A 21,559-nucleotide genomic window follows, 5' to 3' on the forward strand; every position below is an offset into this window, starting at 1 on the left:
GTCTCTGTTAACTGTTAACTGATAACTGATAAAACTTGCCGTAACTGTTCTGTTGTCTGGGTTTGATTCTGGGAGATTTCGAGCAACTGATTCAATTCAGTTGTGGTTTGTTCTAACTGTTGGCGAACTTGATTCCAGGAATCTTGAACTGGTTGTAACATTTCCTGATACAAACTGATCCGGCCCCAAAGTTCTGCTACCATCCGTTGCTGTTCGATCCAACTTTGTTCAGTCGTTTCTAACTGTTGGCGGGTTTGTTCGGTGGTGTTGGTGCGAGTATTAAGATCGGTTTGCCGTTGTTCAAAGCCCGAACTGATTTGTTGAATTTCGGTTTCCAAAGTTTGGAGTTGCTGTTTTTGTTCCTGTTGTTGGGTTTCCAAACTAGCAATCACCAATTTAAAATTACTGGCTCCTCCAGGGTTTACAGGCGGTAGACCTTGGCGACGGAGTAAAACCGCTTGATATTGGGTTTTATGTTCCTCCCGTTCTTTGAGGGTGCGACGCTGACCCACTAAGGTTTCATTCAGCATTTGATAGGCGTCTTGTTCATCGGTTAATTCCGTTTGTAAATTTTCCCGTTCGGAATCACTGATGGTTTTGAGTTTTTCCTGGATTTCCTTAATATCTTCGAGCTTGTATTTGAGTTCCTCCTCCTGTTCTCCCACCATCCGAAACCAGCGATCCCACTCTTTTTCCAGTTGTTTAACTTCGGTTTCTAATTGTTCCAATGACATCGCTTCTAAGGCTTGAACATCTACCTTGACACTGACAGTAACCGGATCACTTTCAGATTGACGGGAGGCTAAATTTTGTAACTGTTCTAATAGGGTTTGACGGTTTTGGATCAGGGTTTTTAAGGTTTGGGCATAGTCCTGTTTGGTTTGAAGTAACTGTTGTTCACCGACTAACTCCGCTCGGTTTTGGGTTAAAGTATCCTGAGCTTGTTGCCATTGTTGCCATTGCTGTTCAATGTCTGTGGTTGTACTATCTACGGTTTGTTGAAGTTGTTCTGCTTCTAAACGTTGTGACCGTAAACGTTGGCGATGTTGTTCTAGCCCATTCAGAGCAATAGCCACCTGTTCCCGGGAGCGATCCAGTTGTGTTTGTAGGGGCGAAATCGAAATGGGGTTAGACAGTTGATTCAGTAAATTCCCCAAGAGTGCCGACTGTTCCGTATTTAAGGAGGGAGACGACTTTAAGCTGGCCTGTTGTTCTTCAAGCTGTTGTCGTTGCTGTTGTAATGCGGCTCTAGTGGTTTGAATATCTTGACGGGCTTGGTCAATTTCAGAACGTAGACGTTTACTTTCATCCTTAGAGCGATCAATTTCTTGACGCTGCTGTTCTAGTCGCTCTAATTCTCCCTCCAGTTGTTCCATTTGTTCCCGTCGGGCTTCCATTTCCATTTCCCGACGATTCAATTCCTGACTTTGGTAAGTCAAGGACTCTTTCCACTGTTCAATTTCTTCCTGTTGGGTTTTGAATTTTTCTTGCAACCGAGAAAAATCCTGGAGAATTCCCACCAGTTGGCGTGCAGCTTCTTGAATGCGCTGTACCTGTTTACCCGTATTTAGATCGACTAAAACTAAAGTTCCATCCTTGAAATTAGTTGCATCTTCAGCGAGAACGACCTCATCCCCGGATACGGCACTCCAATTGTTTTCACCTCGCTGACAAGCCAATAGCTTGAGTTCCGTCCTCCCGCCTCCTAGACCAAATTTGTTACTCTGCTTTTGTACTTCCGCTAAATAGAGCATCGGCCCTTTATCCTCTTGAGGTGTTCAAGCATGATTTTGATTTACCTGTCCTAATCATAAAACCTTCAGGGAGTAGCAATTAACAGTTTATATTTTGTCCTATTCTACAGGCTCAATTCCAGCCGCGCGTAGTTGGGCTTTTAATCTTTCTGCCCGTTGATATTCCTGCTCGGCCCGTTGACGTTCCTGTTCAACCTTTTCTGTACCCCACAATAGCAAATTACCCTGTTCATCCCACCAGCGCAACCAATGGCCCTGACGGTTTTCGCGAGTTCCTTGCCAGGCTCCTAGAAACAGCTGCATTTCCGGTATCCAAAACCAGCCATGCTCATTGGCCGATTCCAGTCTATACCTTTGGATGTCACCGAAACGATACAATTCTAAGCTCCCTGAGTTGGGTTCAAAAATTCCGTAATTGGGAACTTGCAAAATCTGTTCATAGAAAAAGAATTTCCCAGGGGGATAGGTTTCTTTAACTGAATATTCTCCCCCATCGGTATCGGACAAAAATTCTAAGACCAAGGCCGGAATTTCTCCCTGGAGTTGCGGGGTATAACTGCGAACCACTTCCCCCCGACTCACGGAAATCTGGGGAATATAGGCCCAGTCTGGGGCTTTTACGGCCATTTTGCCATTGATAGTGGCACAAATACCGTAGTTTGTTGGGGTGAGGGCTGTTTCTGGCAGTTTTCCGGCCAGTTGCAAACTTTCGGTTAGGGCCGCAGCCAGGGCGGGTTGATTGATATTATCCACAGGGTCATCGGGTAGCACAAAATCATCTGGCAACTTTTCCCAAGTAATTGTGTAGGTGGGGGAGGTGGCTAACATGATCATGCGGGTAAGAGAAACTAATTTATATAATTATATCATTGATGTTTCAACCATGCAAATATATCTCCGACTTTTAATTGTAAATCTTTAACTAATTCTGGAGTCGGCAAAATAGCAGTTTCTTCTTCTAATAATTGGGGTTGTTGTTGGGGCGGATAAACTAAAACGGATTCGGTTTCTGGATCAATTAACCAACCTATTTGACTCCCCTGATTGAGAGCGTGTAAGATTTTTCCGGTGACTTTGATTGGGTTTTGTTCGGGAGAGAGAATTTCAATGATCCAATCGGGTACAATATTAAAAACATTAGCAACTTTTCCCTGTTCATCAATGGGAATTCTTTCCCAGGCAAATACCGTAATATCAGGGACAATTGCCCGTCCTCCAAACACACAGCGAAGTTCTGTATAAGCTCTAGCAATTCGTTGTTTTTTAACCACAGAATTAATTGCTTCAGTCAGATCAACCTGAATTGTACTGTGATGTCCTTGGGGTATAGGTTTTTGAATAATTTGACCTTGAATATATTCACTGGCGGGTTTGGTTTCTGGAAGTTTAAGAAAATCTTCTAAACTGAGAGTTTTAATGGGGGATTTTAGCATGATTTATTTTTGACTCAGTTATTAATAAAGATGCGCTTAAGCGCAACAACATGAATTTTATTAAGATTTAGGTGGCTGATGCCACCTTTGGTTTAGATATATTTTTTTAACAATAATTCTAACTGTTGTCTGCGATCAGAAGGAATTTGATTTAAGGGGGTTAAAATCGCATATTTCAAGGCAGAATGGGCTTCGGATTTTGGTAAATGATATTTTAAACGGCGCACGGTTTCTTGAATGACTTGTTGAGCATTGACCGCATTTTTATGGAGATTTTGAATTACCATTTCTACGGTGACATGATCATGGTCTGGATGCCAACAATCATAATCGGTAACTAAGGCTAAAGTTGTATAGGCAATTTCCGCTTCCCGGGCTAATTTGGCTTCGGTTAAATTGGTCATCCCAATAATTGTTCCGCCCCAACTCCGATATAAATTAGATTCGGCTTTGGTAGAAAAGGCTGGCCCTTCCATACAGACATAAGTTCCCGATAAATGATAATTAATATCGGGTAAATTTAAACTAGCGATCGCTTCTCCTAATACTTTTGATAATTGCGGACAAAAAGGATCACCAAAGGTAATATGAGCCACAGCACCATTCCCAAAAAAAGTAGAAACTCGTTGATTAGTTCGATCAATAAATTGATCAGGAACAACTAAATCTAAAGGTTTAAATTCTTCTTTTAATGAACCCACCGCCGAAGCAGAAATAATATATTCAACTCCCAAACTTTTGAGAGCATAAATATTAGCCCGATAGGGTAATTCCGTCGGCAAAAATCTATGGGTGCGTCCATGTCTGGCCAGAAATGCCACGCGCATTCCTTCTAAAGTTCCTACTAAAATAGCATCGGAAGGTTGACCAAAGGGAGTATCAATGTGCAGTTCTTCTACATCGGTAAATGCCTCCATCTTATACAACCCACTACCGCCAATAATGCCAATTTTAACCTGAGTCATGCTTTTTCCTTGATTAAGTTGTACTCAGATATTGTACCGAAAATTGTGCAGTATTGACTCAGGGAAGATATGGATTTTTTCCCTATTGGGATCATTCCCTTGTAAGATGTCCCCTTCTTAGTTAAGCTATTAATCAGTTATTAGTTGTAGGGGCGGGTTCATCAAGATTTAAGTAATTAACAAAGATCTAAAAAAACCTGCCCGTAACAGTTATCAGTTATGAATTTGTTGGTATTTCTCATTAATTAATTAAGTCTTGATTTGACTTGTTTCGCGGATTACTTCACTCATACAGACGCGCCGTGGCACGTCTCTACACTGATAACTGATATTAGTCATATCCTTCAACAAAAAGCATGAATTGGAACTCTATTAAACACCAGAATCGTTTTTGGGCTTTGGGAATTAAAAGGTTAAAATCTTTAACTCGTTCACTTCAAAGTCAAAGTCAAAAAATTAGACTTGGAAAAATTACCAAATTTCAACGATATTTGGCATTAAGTATTTGTTGTATTTTCTTGGGATTAACCTTAGCTCAATTTCCGGTTCTTTCTACTTCTGTTAATATCTCAACAGTTAGACAAGAACAATCGGAAAATTTATTATCCCAGGGAATAATTAATCCGACAAACTCGATTAGTCATCAACGAGAATTTAGGGGAGTTTGGGTAGCAACCGTCGCTAATATTGATTGGCCATCTAAGTCAAATTTATCCGTTGATCAACAAAAATTTGAACTAATTGCTATCCTAAATAGGATGCAAGAATTAAACTTAAATGCCTTAATTCTGCAAGTGCGTCCGAATGGAGATGCCTTGTATAGTTCCAGTATAGAACCTTGGAGTGCGTGGTTAACAGGAACCCAAGGAACCCCCCCAAATCCCTATTATGATCCCCTACAATTTGCGATTGAAGAAGCCCATAAACGCAATATTGAACTCCACGCTTGGTTTAATCCTTATCGGGCAAGATTAAGAGGAAATGCGCCCTTTGCACCCAATCATATCGCGTCAAAATTCCCCCAATATGCCTATCAATATGGGGATTTAATGTGGATGGAACCGGGGGCAAAGGAAGTTCAAGATCAAACCTATAATGTAATTATGGATGTGGTACAACGTTATGATCTTGATGGCGTTCATTTAGATGATTATTTCTATCCCTATCCTAAAGAGGGTATTCCCTTTCCTGATAGTCAAACCTATAATTCCTATCGCGCATCAGGAGGAAATTTAGCACTTTCCGATTGGCGACGACAAAATGTTAATCTGATGATTAAACGCATTCATGATGGGATTAAAGCGACTAAACCCTATGTTAAATTCGGAATTAGTCCCTTTGGTATTTATCGCCCTGGGAAAGCACCGGGAATTGTTGGATTAGATCAATATGCTTCTCTATACGCGGATGTTAAATTATGGGTTGAACAAGGGTGGATGGATTATTTAGCGCCTCAACTTTATTGGAAAATTGATCCCCCTCAACAAAGTTATCCCGTTTTGTTAAATTGGTGGTTACAAAATAATCCTCAAAGACGTCATATTTATGTCGGAAATGCTCTCTATCGAATTGAAAATGAATGGTCTATTTCTGAAATCCAAAGACAGATCGCAATTTCCCGACAAACAGCCCCCCAATTATCTTTAGGAAATATCTTTTTTAGTATGAAGATATTTCGAGATAATCGTCAGGGAGTGAATGAAATTTTCAAAAGTGCGGTTTATCCCACTCCAGCTTTAGTTCCGATTATGCCTTGGTTGGATAATCAACCCCCGGAACCTCCTAGCGGAATTGAAACTAATTCTGGGATGATTTCTTGGATGCCTTCTAATAGTAATGATATCCGTTCTTGGGCAATTTATCAACAATTTTCTACGGGTTGGCAGTTAGTGAAAGTGGTGAATAAAGATACTACTTCTATTCGTGTTAACCCAGGAAATTATGCAGTTCGCGCCGTAGATAGAATGGGAAATGAAAGCGTTGAACAGGTTATTTCTGTGTCTTAAAATCGGGAAGACATAATAACTCCCATTAACAAGGGAATAGGGGGGATCAAAGTCCCCCTTTTTTATGCAGCAGGGCTGTTTCAAAGTCCAGTGAAAAAGAGTAAAGAAAGAGCGATCGCTACCTGATAAAATAAAGAGTAGTCGCTAACTTTTTACAAAAATAAAGATGTTATAGCAGGGAACAGGGAACAGCCCCCCAACCCCCCGTGCACGCATGGCTAGGGGGGGAGGGAACAGGGGGGAACAGGTTAAACAATTAAGTAATAACCGTGGGTTGTTGACGTCCGGTTATGGTTTTGATTTGGGCAATTTCATCGGCAATAGTAATTAATTCTCCTAACGCTTCTTGGGGATCTAAATTGTGTTTTGTGGGGTCGGGTTCATAACTTTCTAAATAAACCCGCAAGGTCGCGCCTTTAGTTCCGGTTCCCGATAACCGCAAGACAATTCGAGAACCATCGGTAAATCCAATCCGAATCCCTTGATTATTACTAACACTATTATCTACCGGATCGGTATAGCTAAAATTATCGCTATATTCGACTTGATAGGAACCGTATTGTTTACCTTTTAGGTTCGGTAAAATTGCCTGTAATTTATCAACTAATTGATTGGCTTTTTCTGTTTCTACTTCTTCATAATCATGGCGAGAATAGTAGTTGCGTCCGTAGGTTTGCCAATGATTCCGAACAATATCTTCCACGGATTCTTGACGGACGGCTAAAATATTTAACCAGAATAATACCGCCCATAATCCATCTTTTTCCCGAACATGATTTGATCCGGTTCCAAAACTTTCTTCCCCGCATAATGTAGCTTTTCCTGCATCTAATAAATTGCCGAAAAACTTCCATCCGGTCGGGGTTTCATAACAGTTTATGCCTAATTTTGCCGCCACACGATCAGGCGCTTGGGAAGTGGGCATGGAACGGGCTACCCCGGCTAAACCGCCTTTATATCCGGGAACTAAATGGGCATTGGCGGTGATGATGGCTAAACTATCACTGGGGGTGACAAAAAAATTATTTCCTAAAATCATATTGCGATCGCCATCGCCATCGGACGCCGCCCCAAAATCCGGGGCATTTTCCCCGAACATAATTTCGACTAAATCATGGGCATAAACTAAATTAGGATCGGGATGACCGCCGCCAAAATCTTCTAAGGGAATGCCATTGACCACGGTTCCGGGTGCGGCCCCTAAGCGGTTTTCAAAAATGGCACTGGCATAGGGGCCAGTTACCGCGTGCATGGAGTCCACACACATCCGAAACTTACCCGAAGTTAATAATTTTTGAATTAGGTCAAAATCAAATAAGGATTCCATCAATGACCTGTAGGGTTGGACGGAATCAATCACCTCAACGTCCATGGTTCCCAGTTTAAAACTTCCGGGTTGATCTAAATTAATATCAGCCGCCTCCATGATGTTGTAGCGGTCAATCACCAGGGTACGGGCATAAATCGCTTCGGTGATTTTTTCGACGGCTGGCCCACCATTACTGCCGTTGAACTTGATCCCAAAATCTCCTTCTGGCCCTCCGGGGTTATGGCTTGCAGAGAGAATAATCCCCCCAAAGGCTTGATTTTCGCGGATTATACAAGATGCGGCTGGAGTGGAAACAATGCCCCCACATCCGACGAGAACCTTTCCAACGCCGTTAGCGGCGGCCATTTTTAAGATAATTTGAATGGCTTGGCGGTTATAGTAGCGACCATCTCCACCTAAAATTAGGGTTCCGCCTTCATACCCCTCTTGGGTATCAAAAATCGCCTGAACGAAATTTTCTAGGTAATGGGGTTTTTGAAAGGCAGGAACGGACTTGCGTAGGCCGGATGTTCCCGGTTTTTGGTCGTTAAAGGGTTGAGTTGAAACGGTACGAATATTCATGAGAGATTGACGATGGAATGCTTGCCCCAATTGTATCGGTATGCACCTCTCCTTTTCACACTTTCGATAAAAATTCAATCAGTTATCGACAAAACTAAGAAACACAGGGTTGCACGGATAGGAGAATCTCAAAGGTTGTCCCTTTTCCGTCTTCAGAATTACATTTTAGCCGACCATTATGTTTTTCAACCACAATTTGCTGAGAAATGGATAGACCTAAACCCGTACCTTTGCCCATGGGTTTAGTGGTGAAAAACGCATTAAAAACTTGGTCTTGCACCGACTTAGGAATTCCAGGGCCATTATCGGAAATAGATATGCAAATCGCATCTTCTATAATTGACCCGGAGTGCATTTTGCAGGTTTCGGTTTTAATGGTAATTTGTCGAGGAATAGGTTGTTGTTCTAAGGCATCAATTGCATTAGACAGAATGTTCATAAATACCTGATTCAGTTGGTTGGGATAGCATTTGACTAAGGGGATTTGTCCATAGTCTTTAATCACTTGAATTTCTGCATGATTTCCCTTGCATTTCAGTTGATTATGGAGAATTTTTAGGGTTCCATCTAAACCCCCATGAATATCCGCCAATACCATTTCCTGTTGATCTAAGCGGGAAAAATTCCGTAAAGATAGGGCTAAATCATATAAACGATTTGCACCTAATCGCATAAATTCTAAACTCTGTGGTAATTCATTAACAATGGTATTAACCTCCGATGCTTGAATAAAATCTCGAATTTCTGAAGGGGTTTCTTGGTAATAGTTCTGATAGAGGCTGACCAGTTCCATCAAGGTCTGAATATCCTGATTAACATAGGTCAAATTTCCGTGAATGGAACTAATTGGGTTTTTAATTTCATGGGCAATTTCTGTCATCATTTGCCCCAAACCGGACATTTTTTCGGCCTGGATTAATTGATCTTGGGTTTGTCGTAAATCTTGCAGGGTTTTTTCCAGTTGTAATGCCCTTTCCCGCTCTTGAATTTCTGAAACTCTTAAATTAGCTTCGACCTGTTTGCGTTGGGTAATATCCCGCACAATTGCTAAAACTTCATTGCTGCCATTTTTGACGTAACGGGCTTCATAATGATGCCATTCTGCATCACCTCTAACTACATATTCACCAAATTGAATTTGACCCGTTTCTAGGGTTTTTTCCAAATAATATCTTGTCCAATCCCCTAAATCCTTGGGAAACACATCTTCAATTTTTCTGCCGATTACATCCTCGATTTTTATGGGATGAAGATTTTGCTTATCGGGATAATAATCGACGACCACTCCTTCGTTACTAATACAGAACATTAAGTCAGGAATTGCTTGAATAAAACTGCTGGTTTTAGCTTCTGCTTGTTCTAAAACCTTGGTTATTTGATCATATTGTTCTTGAATGGGATTAAGATTTTCATTGTCTAAATTGAGGAAAACTAAGCTAGAACTCGCCAGTGCTGTTTTCAGTTGATAAATTTCTTGATGGGCTTTTCCTAGTCCTTTCTCTAAATAATTCCGTTCTGCGATTAAGCGTTCATAATCAGCTAGTATTCTGTCCAAAATAGCATTTTGGTTCAAATCTTCCCATACCGAATCAAATATGGGAGTGTAATTCAAGAAGTCTTTGTGAAAAGGGCACTTACTCATATCTGGATTTCTCCTTTATGCTGTATATATCACTCAGACTTTTAGGAAAACTCCTAAAAAGTTTGTTGAGCGATGGAATCAAGACTAATGTTGAAGTTAGACCGATAACCAACTAAACCATAAACCAAAATTGTTTAAGCGGATTATCATAAATGCAGTTTCTGCTCCCCGAACCCTCAAATCATTGACTAATACTGATTAACACCCTCTTTAGCATAGTTTTTACGGAAACAGAGCCAGTTTTTAGCTTTTACCGCAAGTTATTATCATACTTTAACTTGATGAGTGCCTCAGTTTTAGTAATCTAAATTACAAAAAAGATTAAAATTCTTTAAACTACTTGCAAAAATCCTAACACAAAAATACAAATTCCCAGACTTGTATAGAATAATTTAAACATTGTTAAATTATTCTATAGTGCTACACACACAGGAATACCGGAACAGTAAGCAGTGAGTGAGTTTCAGGACTTAGAACTCCTAACTGTAATGCGTAGTGCGATAATATTATTGGGCATCGGGGTCAAGATTCTTAGTGCCAACAGTAGCACACCCTTGCCATGATAGCTAGTAATAGAGAGATTAAATTGATTCGTGGTGAGATTAAGTTATCTTGAATTAAGAATTAATAGTCCCCATTAACCAGCGTGTAATACTTCCATCATCTTCGCTTTGGGAACGTTGCAATGCTTCAGTCACTAAAGCTATTTTTAATCCGGGTAAAACTTGGGATTCTTCGATTAATCGACTCCCTTGGTTTTCAACAGCAAAGGCTAAAATTGTATTATCTTCAACATTAACAACCCAATATTCTTGGATTCCTAAGTTTTCATAGAGTAATCTTTTTCGACCAATATCATCTACAAAAGAGGATGCAGCTATTTCAACAATTAAGTTGGGGGAGGTAAATTCATCTAAATTAATTGGGGAATTATTGCGAGGAGGAAATGGGAAGTTATCCCCAATATAAAACCCGATATCTGGCTGACTTTCTCTGGCTCCTGTTTTTCGGAATGATGTGTTAGTAAATCCTTTAATCCGAATATTTTTAATAGCCGCATAAACTAAGATTACCGTTGATAGAATTGTGTTATCGTGTCCGTGTGCTGAACCTAGTGGGGCCATTTCTATCCTCATGTATTCTTGATCATAATAAAACTTACCCTCAGCATATTGAGGATTCTCGGCTAAGGCTAAAAATTCTTCCCAGGTCGCTTTTACCCAAGTATCCGTCGGTATTGTGATTAAAGGAGGAGCTTGAATCATCATTAACACCTAAACCTTAAATTTAGCGTTTTTATAATTATAACAGATCAAACCAATCTTTACCTCCCGATAATTTAGCTAATTCTTGATCAATATTGATCGGCTTGAATAATTGCAACAAAAGTATTGTTATAATAGAATTATAGCAATTCATTTTTTTATCAGAAAAATGGGTTTAAAACCCCTAAGTTCTACTTAGGCTTTTTATTCTATTTTAGAGTATACTAAAGAAGTGATCGTGAGCAACAAAAACAATGAAAGCCAGGTATCGGTACAGAATCTACCCAACTGACCAACAAAAGAGGTTAATATCTCAATTGTTTGGTTGCTGTCGTGTGGTTTTTAACGATGCCTTGGCATATTGCCAACAAGAGTATCAAAACGGAAACAAAAAACCTTCTAGTAATGAACTTTCTAAAAGACTTACAGAACTCAAGAAAACCGAGGAAAAAGAATGGTTAACAGAAGTTTCATCTGTTCCCTTGCAGCAGTCTTTGAGAGATTTAGAGCAGGCTTATTCAAACTTTTTTAAATCCTGTAAAGGGCAAAGAAAAGGCAAGAAAGTTAAACCTCCTAAATTCAAGAAACGTAAATCCAAGCAATCAGCTAGATTTATGGATAACGGTTTTAAACTCTATCCTAATTCTGATTACATTCACCTAGCTAAAATAGGTGATATCAAAGTGATTTGGAGTAGAGAATTACCCGCAACGCCTTCCAGTGTTACCTTAATTAAAGATAGTGCTGATCGATACTTTGTTAGCTTTGTAGTTGAGTTTAATCCTCAACAATTAGCAAAGAATGGAAGAAGTGTTGGAATTGACTTAGGGATAACCGATTTTGCTACATTAAGTAACGGTGAAAAAGTTAAATCTCCTAAACCTTTAAAGAAACAATTAAAGCGTTTAAGGAGATTACAGCAAAATTTGTCAAGAAAACAGAAGGGTAGTAAAAGAAGGGAAGTTGCTAGAAAGAAATTAGCTCAACTTCACGCTAAAATTTCTGATACCCGAAACGATTTTTTACATAAATTGTCAACTAAGATTATTCGTGAAAATCAAACAATAGTCTTAGAAGATTTGAATGTGTCGGGAATGATTAAGAATCGTAAATTATCCCGTGCTATTAGTGACTTGGGTTGGCAGTATTTCAGAACTATGCTAGAGTCTAAGTCGGTCATGTACGGGCGTGATTTTCGAGTGATTAATAGATGGACTCCAACTTCTCAAACTTGCTCTTGCTGTGGTTTTAAAGGTGGCAAAAAAGAGCTAAATATTAGAGAATGGATTTGTTTAAACTGTGGCATTTCTCATGATCGAGATATTAACGCCGCAGTAAATATTTTAGTCGCCGGAGGGCTTTCGGAGACTCTAAACGGACGTGGAGAGAAGGTCAGACTTTCTAAAGAAAGCACATCTCGGCGAAGCGTCAACCCACCAGAATTTCAGCAGCTATCAATTTTTGACCTGCTAAAATAGATGGAATCCCCGACCGTTCACGGCGGGGCGGATGTCAAATTCAAGTCTAAATCTAATTATGCCATCTGTTACAACTTCTCCTCTAATTAAAGATCCTGAACGGTTAGAAAAACAGTTACGAGATATTCCTCCGGTTCCGGGGGTGTATTTAATGCGAGATGGTCAGGATAATATTCTTTATATTGGTAAGTCTAAAAAATTGCGATCGCGGGTACGTTCCTATTTTCGAGAACAGCATCATCACACCCCACGCATTTATTTAATGGTACAACAAGTTACCGAGATAGAATTTATTGTCACCGATACGGAAGCAGAAGCCTTAGCTTTAGAAGCCAATTTAGTTAAACAACATCAACCCCATTTTAATGTTCTGCTCAAGGATGATAAAAAATATCCCTATTTATGTATTACTTGGTCGGAGGATTATCCGCGAATTTTTATTACCCGTAAACGCCGTTTAGGTAATATTAAAGATCGTTATTATGGCCCCTATGTGGATACCAGGGTATTAAGAAATACCTTGCATTTAATTAAACGAATTTTTCCCCTGCGTCAACGTCCTAAACCGTTATTTAAAGATCGTCCTTGTTTAAATTATGATATTGGTCGCTGTCCGGGGGTTTGTCAACTATTAATTTCTCCTGAAGAATATAGAAAAATTGTGCAAAAAGTGGCGATGATTTTTCAGGGAAGATCGGGGGAATTGGTTGATCATTTAGCGGAACAAATGGAACAAGCCTCGGAAGCCTTAAACTTTGAAACGGCGGCGATAATTCGAGATCAAATTCAAGGGTTACAGTCTTTAAATGCAGATCAAAAAGTTTCTTTACCCGATGATCGTGTGTCCCGTGATGCGATCGCACTGGCGGCTAATTCTCAACAGTCCTGTGTGCAGTTATTTCAAATTCGCGCCGGAAAATTAGTCGGACGCTTAGGGTTTACCGCCCAAGTTCCCCCGGAGTTAAAATCAACGGAAATGGGGTTAATTTTACAGAGGGTTTTAGAAGAACATTATCAATCTGTTGATCCGGTGGAAATTCCTAATGAAATATTAGTTCAATATCAGTTACCAGATGAATCTATTTTAACAGATTGGTTGAGCGATCGCAAGGGAAAAAAAGTCACGATTTTAACCCCCCAACGTCAAGGTAAAGCGGAGTTAATTGAGATGGTAGAAAAGAATGCGGAATATGAATTAGAACGGGTACAAAAGTTAAGCGATCGTAATACTTTAGCCTTAGAAAATTTAGCAGCAATTCTCGATTTACCCGATCTTCCCCATCGGATTGAAGGTTATGATATTTCCCATATTCAAGGGTCAGATGCAGTCGCCTCCCGGGTAGTATTTATTCAAGGTTTACCCGCCCAACAATACTATCGTCATTATAAGATTAAAAACCCCACCGTTCACGCCGGACATTCCGATGATTTTGCCAGTTTAGCAGAAGTGATTGGGCGCCGTTTTCGAGACTATGCTACTTCAACAGATAAACCGGATTTAATTATGATTGATGGGGGAAAGGGTCAACTTTCGGCGGTAGTTACTGTCTTAGAAGAACTGAATTTATTAGAGGAAATTCGCGTAGTTAGTTTAGCCAAACAACGGGAGGAAATCTTTTTACCTGGAGAAAGTTTACCCTTAGAAACCGACTCCGAACAACCGGGGGTTCAACTATTAAGAAGATTACGAGATGAAGCCCATCGGTTTGCAGTTAGTTTTCATCGAAATCAAAGGACTCAACGCATGAAGCGATCGCATTTAGATGATATTCCCGGGTTAGGACATCATCGACAAAAATTATTATTAGCTCATTTTCGTTCCCTGGAATATATTAGAATAGCTACCCCAGAACAGTTAGCAGAAGTGTCAGAAATTGGGCCGAAATTAGCCCAAGAAATCTATAATTATTTCCATTAAAGTAGTGAGTCCTTTAGGACTCAGAAAGCCCTGAAGGGCTTACTACTGGTAGTGAGTCCTTCAGGACTCAGAAAGCCCTGAAGGGCTTACTACTTTTTGATGGGAGGGAATTTCAATAATAAACTCTGTTCCCTGACCTAGTTCGGAATTACATTGAATTGAACCTTTGTGTTTTTCGACAATAATTTGATAACTAATTGATAACCCTAACCCGGTTCCTTTGCCGACGGGTTTGGTGGTAAAAAAGGGATCAAACAAGTTAGATTTAATGTTTTCTGACATTCCTATACCATTATCTGCTATTTTAATCATGATTTTATTTTGATCAATTAATGCAGTTTCAATCGTAATTTGATCGGGATTTTGTTGATTAATAATAGGGTAATTATTACCGGAATCTTGTAAAGCATCAATAGCATTGGAAATTAAATTCATAAACACTTGATTTAATTGGCCTACATAACATTCTACCAAGGGAATAGTCCCATATTTTTTAATCACTTCAACCCCTCGATGTTGAACACTCTCTTTTAAACGACTTTGTAAAATTAATAACGTATTATCAATTCCTTCATGAATATCAACCGCTTTCATATCGGCTTCATCTAACCGTGAAAAATTGCGAAGGGAAAGTACAATTTCTCTAATTCGGTTTGATCCCATTTTCATAGAATTAATAATATTGGGAAAATCTTCAATTAAAAAATCAAGTTCTATCTCCTCCGCAAAATCAATAATTTCAGCCGGGGGGTCGGGATAATGAGTTTGATAGATGTTGATTAAACTTAACAGGCTTTCCGTATATTCTTGAGCGTGAACTAAGTTACCATAAATAAAGTTAACTGGATTATTAATTTCATGGGCAACCCCGGCCACCAATTGACCCAAACTAGACATTTTTTCGGCTTGAATTAATTGGGTTTGGGCTTTGCGAAAATTAACTAAGGCAATTTCGGCTTCTTCTTTAGCTTTTCGTAAAGCTTTTTCCGCCTGTTTCCCATCAGTTATATCCGTAATTGTACCGACATAACCAATAATTTCTCCATCAGAATTTATCTCCGCAGCAGCTTGACCATAAACCCAAGTAATTTTACCGTCAGGACGTTGTAGGCGATATTCAGAATTAAATTGAACTTGATTTTTGGCACAGTTTTCCCAGTTTTGAAAGACTTGAATTCTATCTTCGGAATAAATCGCCCGCGACCAACCTTTTCCCCTTGCTTCTTCTGGAGTTAAGCCCGCAATTTCACACCATCTTTGATTCACATAAAGACAGTTACCCTCAGTATCAGTATGAAAAATTCCTACCGGAGAAACTTCGGCTAATGTTGTGTAAAGTTTTTCAGTCTTCCACAATACTTTTTCTGTATTACGCTGTTCGGTGACATCCACACCCACACTAACAATATAGTCAATTTCTTTAGCTTCATTCAGGAGAACAGTGTCCGACCAACTAATAATTCGTTGCTCTCCATTTTTGGTATTCCAACGAGATTCGTAATATTTAGGAAATTGATCAATCAGTAAAAAGGCAAAATTCGATTTTACTTTAGAGGCTTCTTCTGGGCTTAAAAATATATCCCAAACATAGCGATTTCTAATTTCATCAAAGCTATATTGAGTGGTTTGTTCAAAGGCGCGATTAAATCGGACAATTCGACCTTTTCCATCCATTAAAATCACTAAAGCTCCAGCGATATCTAAAATAGCTGAAATAAAACTTCTTTCTTTTTCAATGGCTGCAAATAACTCATCAATTTGAGTGGTCATTTGATTAAAAGCTGTGGCTAATATGCCTAATTCATTAGAACACTGCACATCAACTTTCGTTTTCAAATCTCCTTGACTAATTTTGATCACTGCGTCGGTTAATTGTTTGAGTGGTAAAATAATTTGCCGACCATGAAATATGCCGATACCAATGGCAAAACCTGTAATTAAAATAACTACTACTCCCATAACAAAAATCATTTTATAAATAGGAGCATAGGCTTCTTTAATCGGAAGTTCAACGACTAAAAACCAATTCATACCAGGAATTAGGGATGTCGCTCCCAAAACCTCTATATTTTTCAATCCTAGATAACGATTTATTTTTAATTTATTTTTATCTAAATTATTATGATTATTAATTAAATTGATAATGTTAGGATTTTGTAAATTCTGAATATCAAAGATGTTAGATCTATTTTTAGATGTGGTAAAGACTTGATTTTGCTCATCCACAAGATAAACATATCCGGTTTTACCCACTTGAGTTTGAGACAGAATAAAACCGAGAAAACTTAAGTCAATTTCAGCAAATAAAACCCCATCAATTCGATCAAATTTATCTCGAATGGCAACGGACATCACCATTTTATATTTTTGATCAGAAGGATCAAATTCAATTGTGCCTACATAATCTTCTTGTTGTTTAAACGGTCGAATAAATAATGGATAATCAGCATAGTTTTTCTTTAAAATTTGATCATCAGTGAGTATAGATGTTATCACATTTCCTTCAGAATTTAAGATAGCAACTAAATGATAAGCATCATTATGACGAACTAATCCTTCTAGCAAGTTTTTTTGAATATCTGGGGGTAAATCAGTTAAGCCTTTAACCCGGGCTAAAAAATTTAATTTTCGTTGAAGATCATCTAAATAGTTATTAATTTGATAGGCTATAACTTGCGATCGCTCTCTTTGTAGAGATTGTAATTGCTTCATCTGAGATTGATAACTCAGATAGATTAATAATCCCCCACTGCTTAAAACACTAATCAATCCAACAATGAGTAAACTACTACGAAGTTGTTTGGCTAGGGAAAAAAAACGGGGGGTTGTAAAGGAAAAAGAACCCCCAAGCATAGATAAAAAATGATGTTTCTCCGCTTGGCTCATGATTTTTCTAATGATAGTGAACTAAATCTATACTGATCTATTTTGATTTATTTTGATTTATTGTAATCTGTTGTTGACCCAGAAGGGGTAATATCAATTTTTCCGGTTATAACTTGTTGTTTGATCTGATTAAATTTGGCTTCCTCTTCGGCTGTTAACGTGCCTCTAAAGGGGGCAAAATCATAAATTTGTTCCCGCAAACCATATTTATATTGTTTGCCTTCCCAGCGTCCTTGTTGAACTAAAGTGGCAATTTTTAAGACTAATTCAGGAATATTCTGTAGAACACTGGTTAAAATTTTGCCCGGGACTAAGTTATATTGATCTTTCGTCCAACCAATCCCATAAACCTCTGGTTTTTCACTGGCTAATTTTAAAGCTGAAATTCCAGCTTCGTTTGCGTTAATTGCCATAATATCTACTCCTTTTTCCAACCAATCTAGGGCAACTTTATTACCTTTTTCTGCATCTGTCCAAGTCTGTAAAAATTTAGTATAGACTTCAATATCGGGCTTGGTTGCGGTTGCACCCCGCCTAAATAATTCTGCTTCTTCTTGATAAACTGAGTAATCATATCCCACCATGTAACCGACTTTATTAGTTTTGGTTTTGATTGCGGCTAATGCTCCGGCTAGATAACCTACTTCCCCGGAACGAAAAGCAACCGCTCCTAAATTTTTATTATTTCCAGAATAGCTTGTAACTAAGGCAAATTTGATGTCTGGAAACTCTTGAGCCACCTTTTCCATTGCCTCAATATAACCACCACTATGACCGATAATTAAATTATATCCCTGTTGGGCATAGCGACGAATTGAGGCTTCAACGTCAGTATCTGGCACGTTTTCAGTATAATTAATTTCAGCATTATATTGTTTTTCAATTAATTTTAATCCTTCATAACTGGCTTGACTCCAACTATCATCTTTTTTTATGGAACCCGGTAATATACTAGCTACTTTAAATTGACTCTGGGAATCGGAGGTTGTCAATTGTTCTTGATTCAACTGACTACAACTGACAATAATCACTAAAGTGATGATTCCCAGTAGGATATTGGTCAATAATTTTGGGGTTTGGAGCATACAATTCCTGAATGTTAAAGGCAATAAATAACACCTCGATTTAGAGAGTCAATATCATAGAGTAGGTATGACATCTGATCAACTTAGTAGATGCTTCCTTCTGCTATCTTCCCTAGCCACAAGCCCAAACAAACGCAAACTGATCTTTATGGGTTTTGCATTGCAGAATATGGGCAATTCCCAGATCACCAAACGCATAGTTAAGGTTTTGCTCCGAAGCTAGTTGAAACACTTGCCGCATTGGAGCCTGACAAACGGGACAGCCTGGACACTCCATACCCTGAACCCAGCGCGGGTAGCCCCCCAGCTTATCGCTCTCATCCGTCGGGTATAGCTCATCGTAGTTATCCAAATCATCCAGACCCAAACGCTCCATCACCCCGTCCCACAAGTCATTTTCCTGCAACCGCTCCCAGCCGCTTACCAGCGCCACCAAATCATCAGGGTCGGGATAGTCTTCAATTTCTAGCCATTCGGTGATGGTCTTGGCTGGTAAATAAGTTCCATAATCTTCTCCATCAATTTGCGGTAGTGGTGGAGTTGAGCCCATACCCACTGGTTGTACTACACGAATTCTAACGTTTTTAATTAGGAATGGAACTCTACCATAATAAATTGTTCCTTCTTCTACCTCGAACCCACATTTATCAGACATACAGTGGAACATTTGCAATAGACCTGTACCAAACTCCTCACGGACAGGTTCTGGCAATTGACTCAAATTCAGTTGCAAAAACAGTTGCAGGGGCTCGGCGCAACAGGGGCAAGGGGGCCAGGTTTCATCTATTCCCAGCCAGGGACGACCGGAAAACTTGGAAGCTAGGCGATCGCCATCCCCTTCAATCACAATCGGCTTCCAGGCGGGACGAACAAATTGGGTAATATTGAGATTAGAGTTAGGAGAATCATTTACTATTTGGGTAGGTAAAGGTACTTCAGAAGATTGGGATGGGCTTGGCTTCCCTTTAGGCAATAGCACATAGCCTTTTTTCAACTTTTCATTGATTTTCTTATAGGCAGCAGTTAGGGCTTTTCTGGGACTGCCATAGGTGCTGTTGTCGGTTTGTCCCGTCGTACCAATACGCCCATAGCGGAACGTGACCGTTAATCCACTCACCGTGACTTCACAGAATTTGTGGGACTTGTCATCGGAAAATTCTAGGTAAATGGGTTCATTGATATGACCTGGTGTATAGTAAGGATCTTCACCGCGAATGGTGGAATGGTAGTATTCTTCGGCTGCTTCTTCGGAATCAAACTCACGCACTTCGTCAGATAACAGATTTCCACCATAACCAGTATGAATGAACCTTACCTGCCGACCATCTAGGGTGATATTTCCATAATTAGGCATTTTACCCGTATCGATCTCAAACTGATAGTTATTTAGATCGGGCTGAGGTAAGGGATAGCAAGGAAAGTCATGATTCCGTGATTTATTACTGGGAATCAACACACTCCCACCCAAGAAAAAACTCCCATCCGCTAGGACAAATAATTCTTCAGTGAAAGCCGGGTTTGTCCAAGTCAGTAAGACAGAGCGACCATCCGGTGAGATCGTGTAATCACCCGAACGATGGTGGTTTAATATCTCGCAAGTGCCATTGGGTTCAAATAAATAAGGGTATTTCTTATTTTGCAGCCAGATGGAACCCGTTAGTTTTAGGTGAAGATATTTTTCTGGTTCAGAGGATAATTGAGGTGGGGGATTCTTAGGCATAGACACTTGGGTATTTTTATAGTCAAATATAACTCAACTCCATATCAACTTCGGTCATAATTTCTAAAAACTCCTCTTTTCCCTCCCAAGGAGTAGCTAAAAATTCTTTCATCTGATTTAGTTTATCCTCCAGGGTAATTTCTTGAATAGATTCTTTTTGATTAATCTCGGAATCTCCTTCTCGTATTTTTCGAGCAATATTTTCTAACAACCATAGTTTTTCAACTAAGGATAAATTATTGATTGATTTTTCTATTTCTAATAATTGTGGTGAGATCATGTTAAATTGTCCTTTAAATTTGGATGGGTTTAAACTTTTGATATCAATTATAAAAGATGCAAAAAAAATTAACACGAACATTTGATGTGATGATTGAAGATTTAGTATAAATTAGATAGGCTGTCAGTTTTCACTAACAGCCTGTTTAATCTCTAAAATTAATCTTGTAGAATTTGTTAGAGTCTGAAAAAGGTTTTTCCTCTCAAGTCTTCATCCCAAGGAATATTAATAAATTGGTAATTTTCCCAGTCTGTGGGATAAACAGGAGGGATATGAATATGATTTGATCTGACTAAGATTAACCAACGTCCATCTACGGTTAAATAACCCAATTCTGCGATATAATCCCGATCACTCATGGGAATAGAAATATGCCATTCTCTAGCCATCTCATCACACTCATATTCCTGCACCGACAATGGCGGCTGGGTATCAAGATCAATTGCAGTCACATCATAAACCCGCAGGAGAAGGTGTTTTCCTCCTTGGTGACGTAGATGTTCCTTATGTTCGTTGGGAATATCCCAATACGCATAGGCCCAATTTGGGTCACGGGGTAACAGGAAAATCTGACTTTGACCATATCCATTGGGTAATGGTGGAAGTTCCTGGTCTACATCCGCCAGGGATGGCTCAAATTTTATTTCCTTTCCTACATTAAATTTAGTAGCCGCTACGCCTGTTTCTGAACGAACATCTTGATGAGATACTCCTAATTCTATTTCTTCATATCCCCCCGTAGACGGGGGGTTGGGGGGGCAGATTCTACTGCTATTAACTGATGATCAACCTTAGCAACTGTTGATTGTATTTCTATAATATCTGATTCCAAAATAACATATTTATTCTGAATTTCAGGCTCAGATTCTACTATTTCTAAAACTGGTATTTCCGGTTCCGTTAATTGATAATCAACTTTAGCAAGTGTTGATTCTATTTCTATAATATCCGATTCCAAAATAACAGATTTATTCTGAATCTCAGGCTCAGATTCTACTATTTCTGAAACTGGTATTTCCGGTTCCGTTAATTGATCATTAACCGTAGCAACTGTTGGTTCTATTTCTATAATATCCGATTCCAAAATAACAGATTTATTCTGAATTTCAAGCTCAGATTCTACTATTTCTAAAACTGGTATTTCCGGTTCCGTTAATTGAGCATCAACCGTAGCAACTGTTGATTCTATTTCTATAATATCAGATTCCAAAATAACAGATTTATTCTGAATTTCAA

The 21,559-nt window shown here is 39.1% G+C and carries 16 protein-coding genes; 3 read left to right on the forward strand and 13 right to left on the reverse strand.

The window, feature by feature from the left end; genetic code table 11:
* Positions 1-14: 14 nt before the first annotated feature.
* From hmpF to AC559H_RS05895, 4 genes are all read right to left on the reverse strand, one after another.
* On the reverse strand, positions 15-1,754 hold the full coding sequence (gene hmpF / locus AC559H_RS05880) for a pilus motility taxis protein HmpF (RefSeq protein WP_026798462.1): 1,740 nt from the start codon (positions 1,752-1,754) through the stop codon (positions 15-17).
* A 99-nt stretch (positions 1,755-1,853) separates the two neighbouring features.
* Complete coding sequence (locus AC559H_RS05885; RefSeq protein WP_026794000.1) at positions 1,854-2,582, reverse strand: Uma2 family endonuclease; 729 nt, start codon at positions 2,580-2,582, stop codon at positions 1,854-1,856.
* A gap of 38 nt (positions 2,583-2,620) precedes the next feature.
* The gene (locus AC559H_RS05890; protein WP_026797761.1) at positions 2,621-3,187 is read right to left on the reverse strand and encodes a Uma2 family endonuclease; all 567 of its coding nucleotides are present in this window, start codon (positions 3,185-3,187) and stop codon (positions 2,621-2,623) included.
* Between the two features lie 92 nt (positions 3,188-3,279).
* The gene (locus tag AC559H_RS05895) at positions 3,280-4,152 is read right to left on the reverse strand and encodes an S-methyl-5'-thioadenosine phosphorylase (RefSeq protein ID WP_026794002.1); all 873 of its coding nucleotides are present in this window, start codon (positions 4,150-4,152) and stop codon (positions 3,280-3,282) included.
* 356 nt (positions 4,153-4,508) lie between these two features.
* Here AC559H_RS05895 and AC559H_RS05900 point away from each other — a divergent pair, with 356 nt between their 5' ends.
* Positions 4,509-6,158, forward strand: coding sequence for a glycoside hydrolase family 10-like protein (locus AC559H_RS05900; RefSeq protein ID WP_081692306.1), 1,650 nt, complete (start codon positions 4,509-4,511; stop codon positions 6,156-6,158).
* Positions 6,159-6,414: 256 nt separating this feature from the next.
* Here the strand turns inward: AC559H_RS05900 and AC559H_RS05905 are convergent, their stop codons facing one another.
* From AC559H_RS05905 to AC559H_RS05915, 3 genes are all read right to left on the reverse strand, one after another.
* Positions 6,415-8,049 carry an alpha-D-glucose phosphate-specific phosphoglucomutase gene (locus tag AC559H_RS05905; protein WP_026798463.1) on the reverse strand — a complete coding sequence of 545 codons (1,635 nt, stop codon included), beginning with the start codon at positions 8,047-8,049 and terminating at the stop codon, positions 6,415-6,417.
* A 94-nt stretch (positions 8,050-8,143) separates the two neighbouring features.
* Positions 8,144-9,691, reverse strand: coding sequence for a sensor histidine kinase (locus AC559H_RS05910; RefSeq protein ID WP_081694789.1), 1,548 nt, complete (start codon positions 9,689-9,691; stop codon positions 8,144-8,146).
* A gap of 617 nt (positions 9,692-10,308) precedes the next feature.
* Positions 10,309-10,959 (reverse strand): Uma2 family endonuclease, encoded by a 651-nt coding sequence (locus AC559H_RS05915; RefSeq protein ID WP_027249283.1) that lies wholly within the window; start codon positions 10,957-10,959, stop codon positions 10,309-10,311.
* A gap of 251 nt (positions 10,960-11,210) precedes the next feature.
* On the opposite strand from AC559H_RS05915, the gene AC559H_RS05920 reads away from it, so the two are divergent.
* Together AC559H_RS05920 and uvrC are read left to right on the forward strand one after the other, a co-directional pair.
* Complete coding sequence (locus tag AC559H_RS05920; protein ID WP_026794005.1) at positions 11,211-12,434, forward strand: RNA-guided endonuclease InsQ/TnpB family protein; 1,224 nt, start codon at positions 11,211-11,213, stop codon at positions 12,432-12,434.
* Positions 12,435-12,492: 58 nt separating this feature from the next.
* Positions 12,493-14,352 (forward strand): excinuclease ABC subunit UvrC, encoded by a 1,860-nt coding sequence (uvrC, locus tag AC559H_RS05925; RefSeq protein WP_026794006.1) that lies wholly within the window; start codon positions 12,493-12,495, stop codon positions 14,350-14,352.
* Positions 14,353-14,412: 60 nt separating this feature from the next.
* Here the strand turns inward: uvrC and AC559H_RS05930 are convergent, their stop codons facing one another.
* The 6 genes from AC559H_RS05930 to AC559H_RS05955 form a co-directional block, all read right to left on the reverse strand.
* Positions 14,413-17,238 carry a PAS domain S-box protein gene (locus tag AC559H_RS05930; RefSeq protein ID WP_081694790.1) on the reverse strand — a complete coding sequence of 942 codons (2,826 nt, stop codon included), beginning with the start codon at positions 17,236-17,238 and terminating at the stop codon, positions 14,413-14,415.
* Positions 17,239-17,285: 47 nt separating this feature from the next.
* Complete coding sequence (locus AC559H_RS05935) at positions 17,286-18,323, reverse strand: BMP family protein (protein ID WP_043937029.1); 1,038 nt, start codon at positions 18,321-18,323, stop codon at positions 17,286-17,288.
* 112 nt (positions 18,324-18,435) lie between these two features.
* Positions 18,436-20,043 carry a WGR domain-containing protein gene (locus AC559H_RS05940; RefSeq protein ID WP_051319623.1) on the reverse strand — a complete coding sequence of 536 codons (1,608 nt, stop codon included), beginning with the start codon at positions 20,041-20,043 and terminating at the stop codon, positions 18,436-18,438.
* Positions 20,044-20,065: 22 nt separating this feature from the next.
* Complete coding sequence (locus tag AC559H_RS05945) at positions 20,066-20,323, reverse strand: hypothetical protein (protein ID WP_043937028.1); 258 nt, start codon at positions 20,321-20,323, stop codon at positions 20,066-20,068.
* Positions 20,324-20,499: 176 nt separating this feature from the next.
* Positions 20,500-21,087: a DUF4912 domain-containing protein gene (locus AC559H_RS05950; RefSeq protein WP_081693666.1), complete on the reverse strand. Its 588-nt coding sequence runs from the start codon at positions 21,085-21,087 to the stop codon at positions 20,500-20,502.
* A partial coding sequence (locus AC559H_RS05955) for a hypothetical protein (protein ID WP_040957839.1) occupies positions 21,042-21,559 on the reverse strand: 518 nt, incomplete at its 5' end. The genes AC559H_RS05950 and AC559H_RS05955, both read right to left, overlap by 46 nt.

It is taken from the genome of Planktothrix prolifica NIVA-CYA 540 (assembly GCF_963864145.1).
Classification (GTDB): Bacteria; Cyanobacteriota; Cyanobacteriia; order Cyanobacteriales; family Microcoleaceae; genus Planktothrix; species Planktothrix agardhii.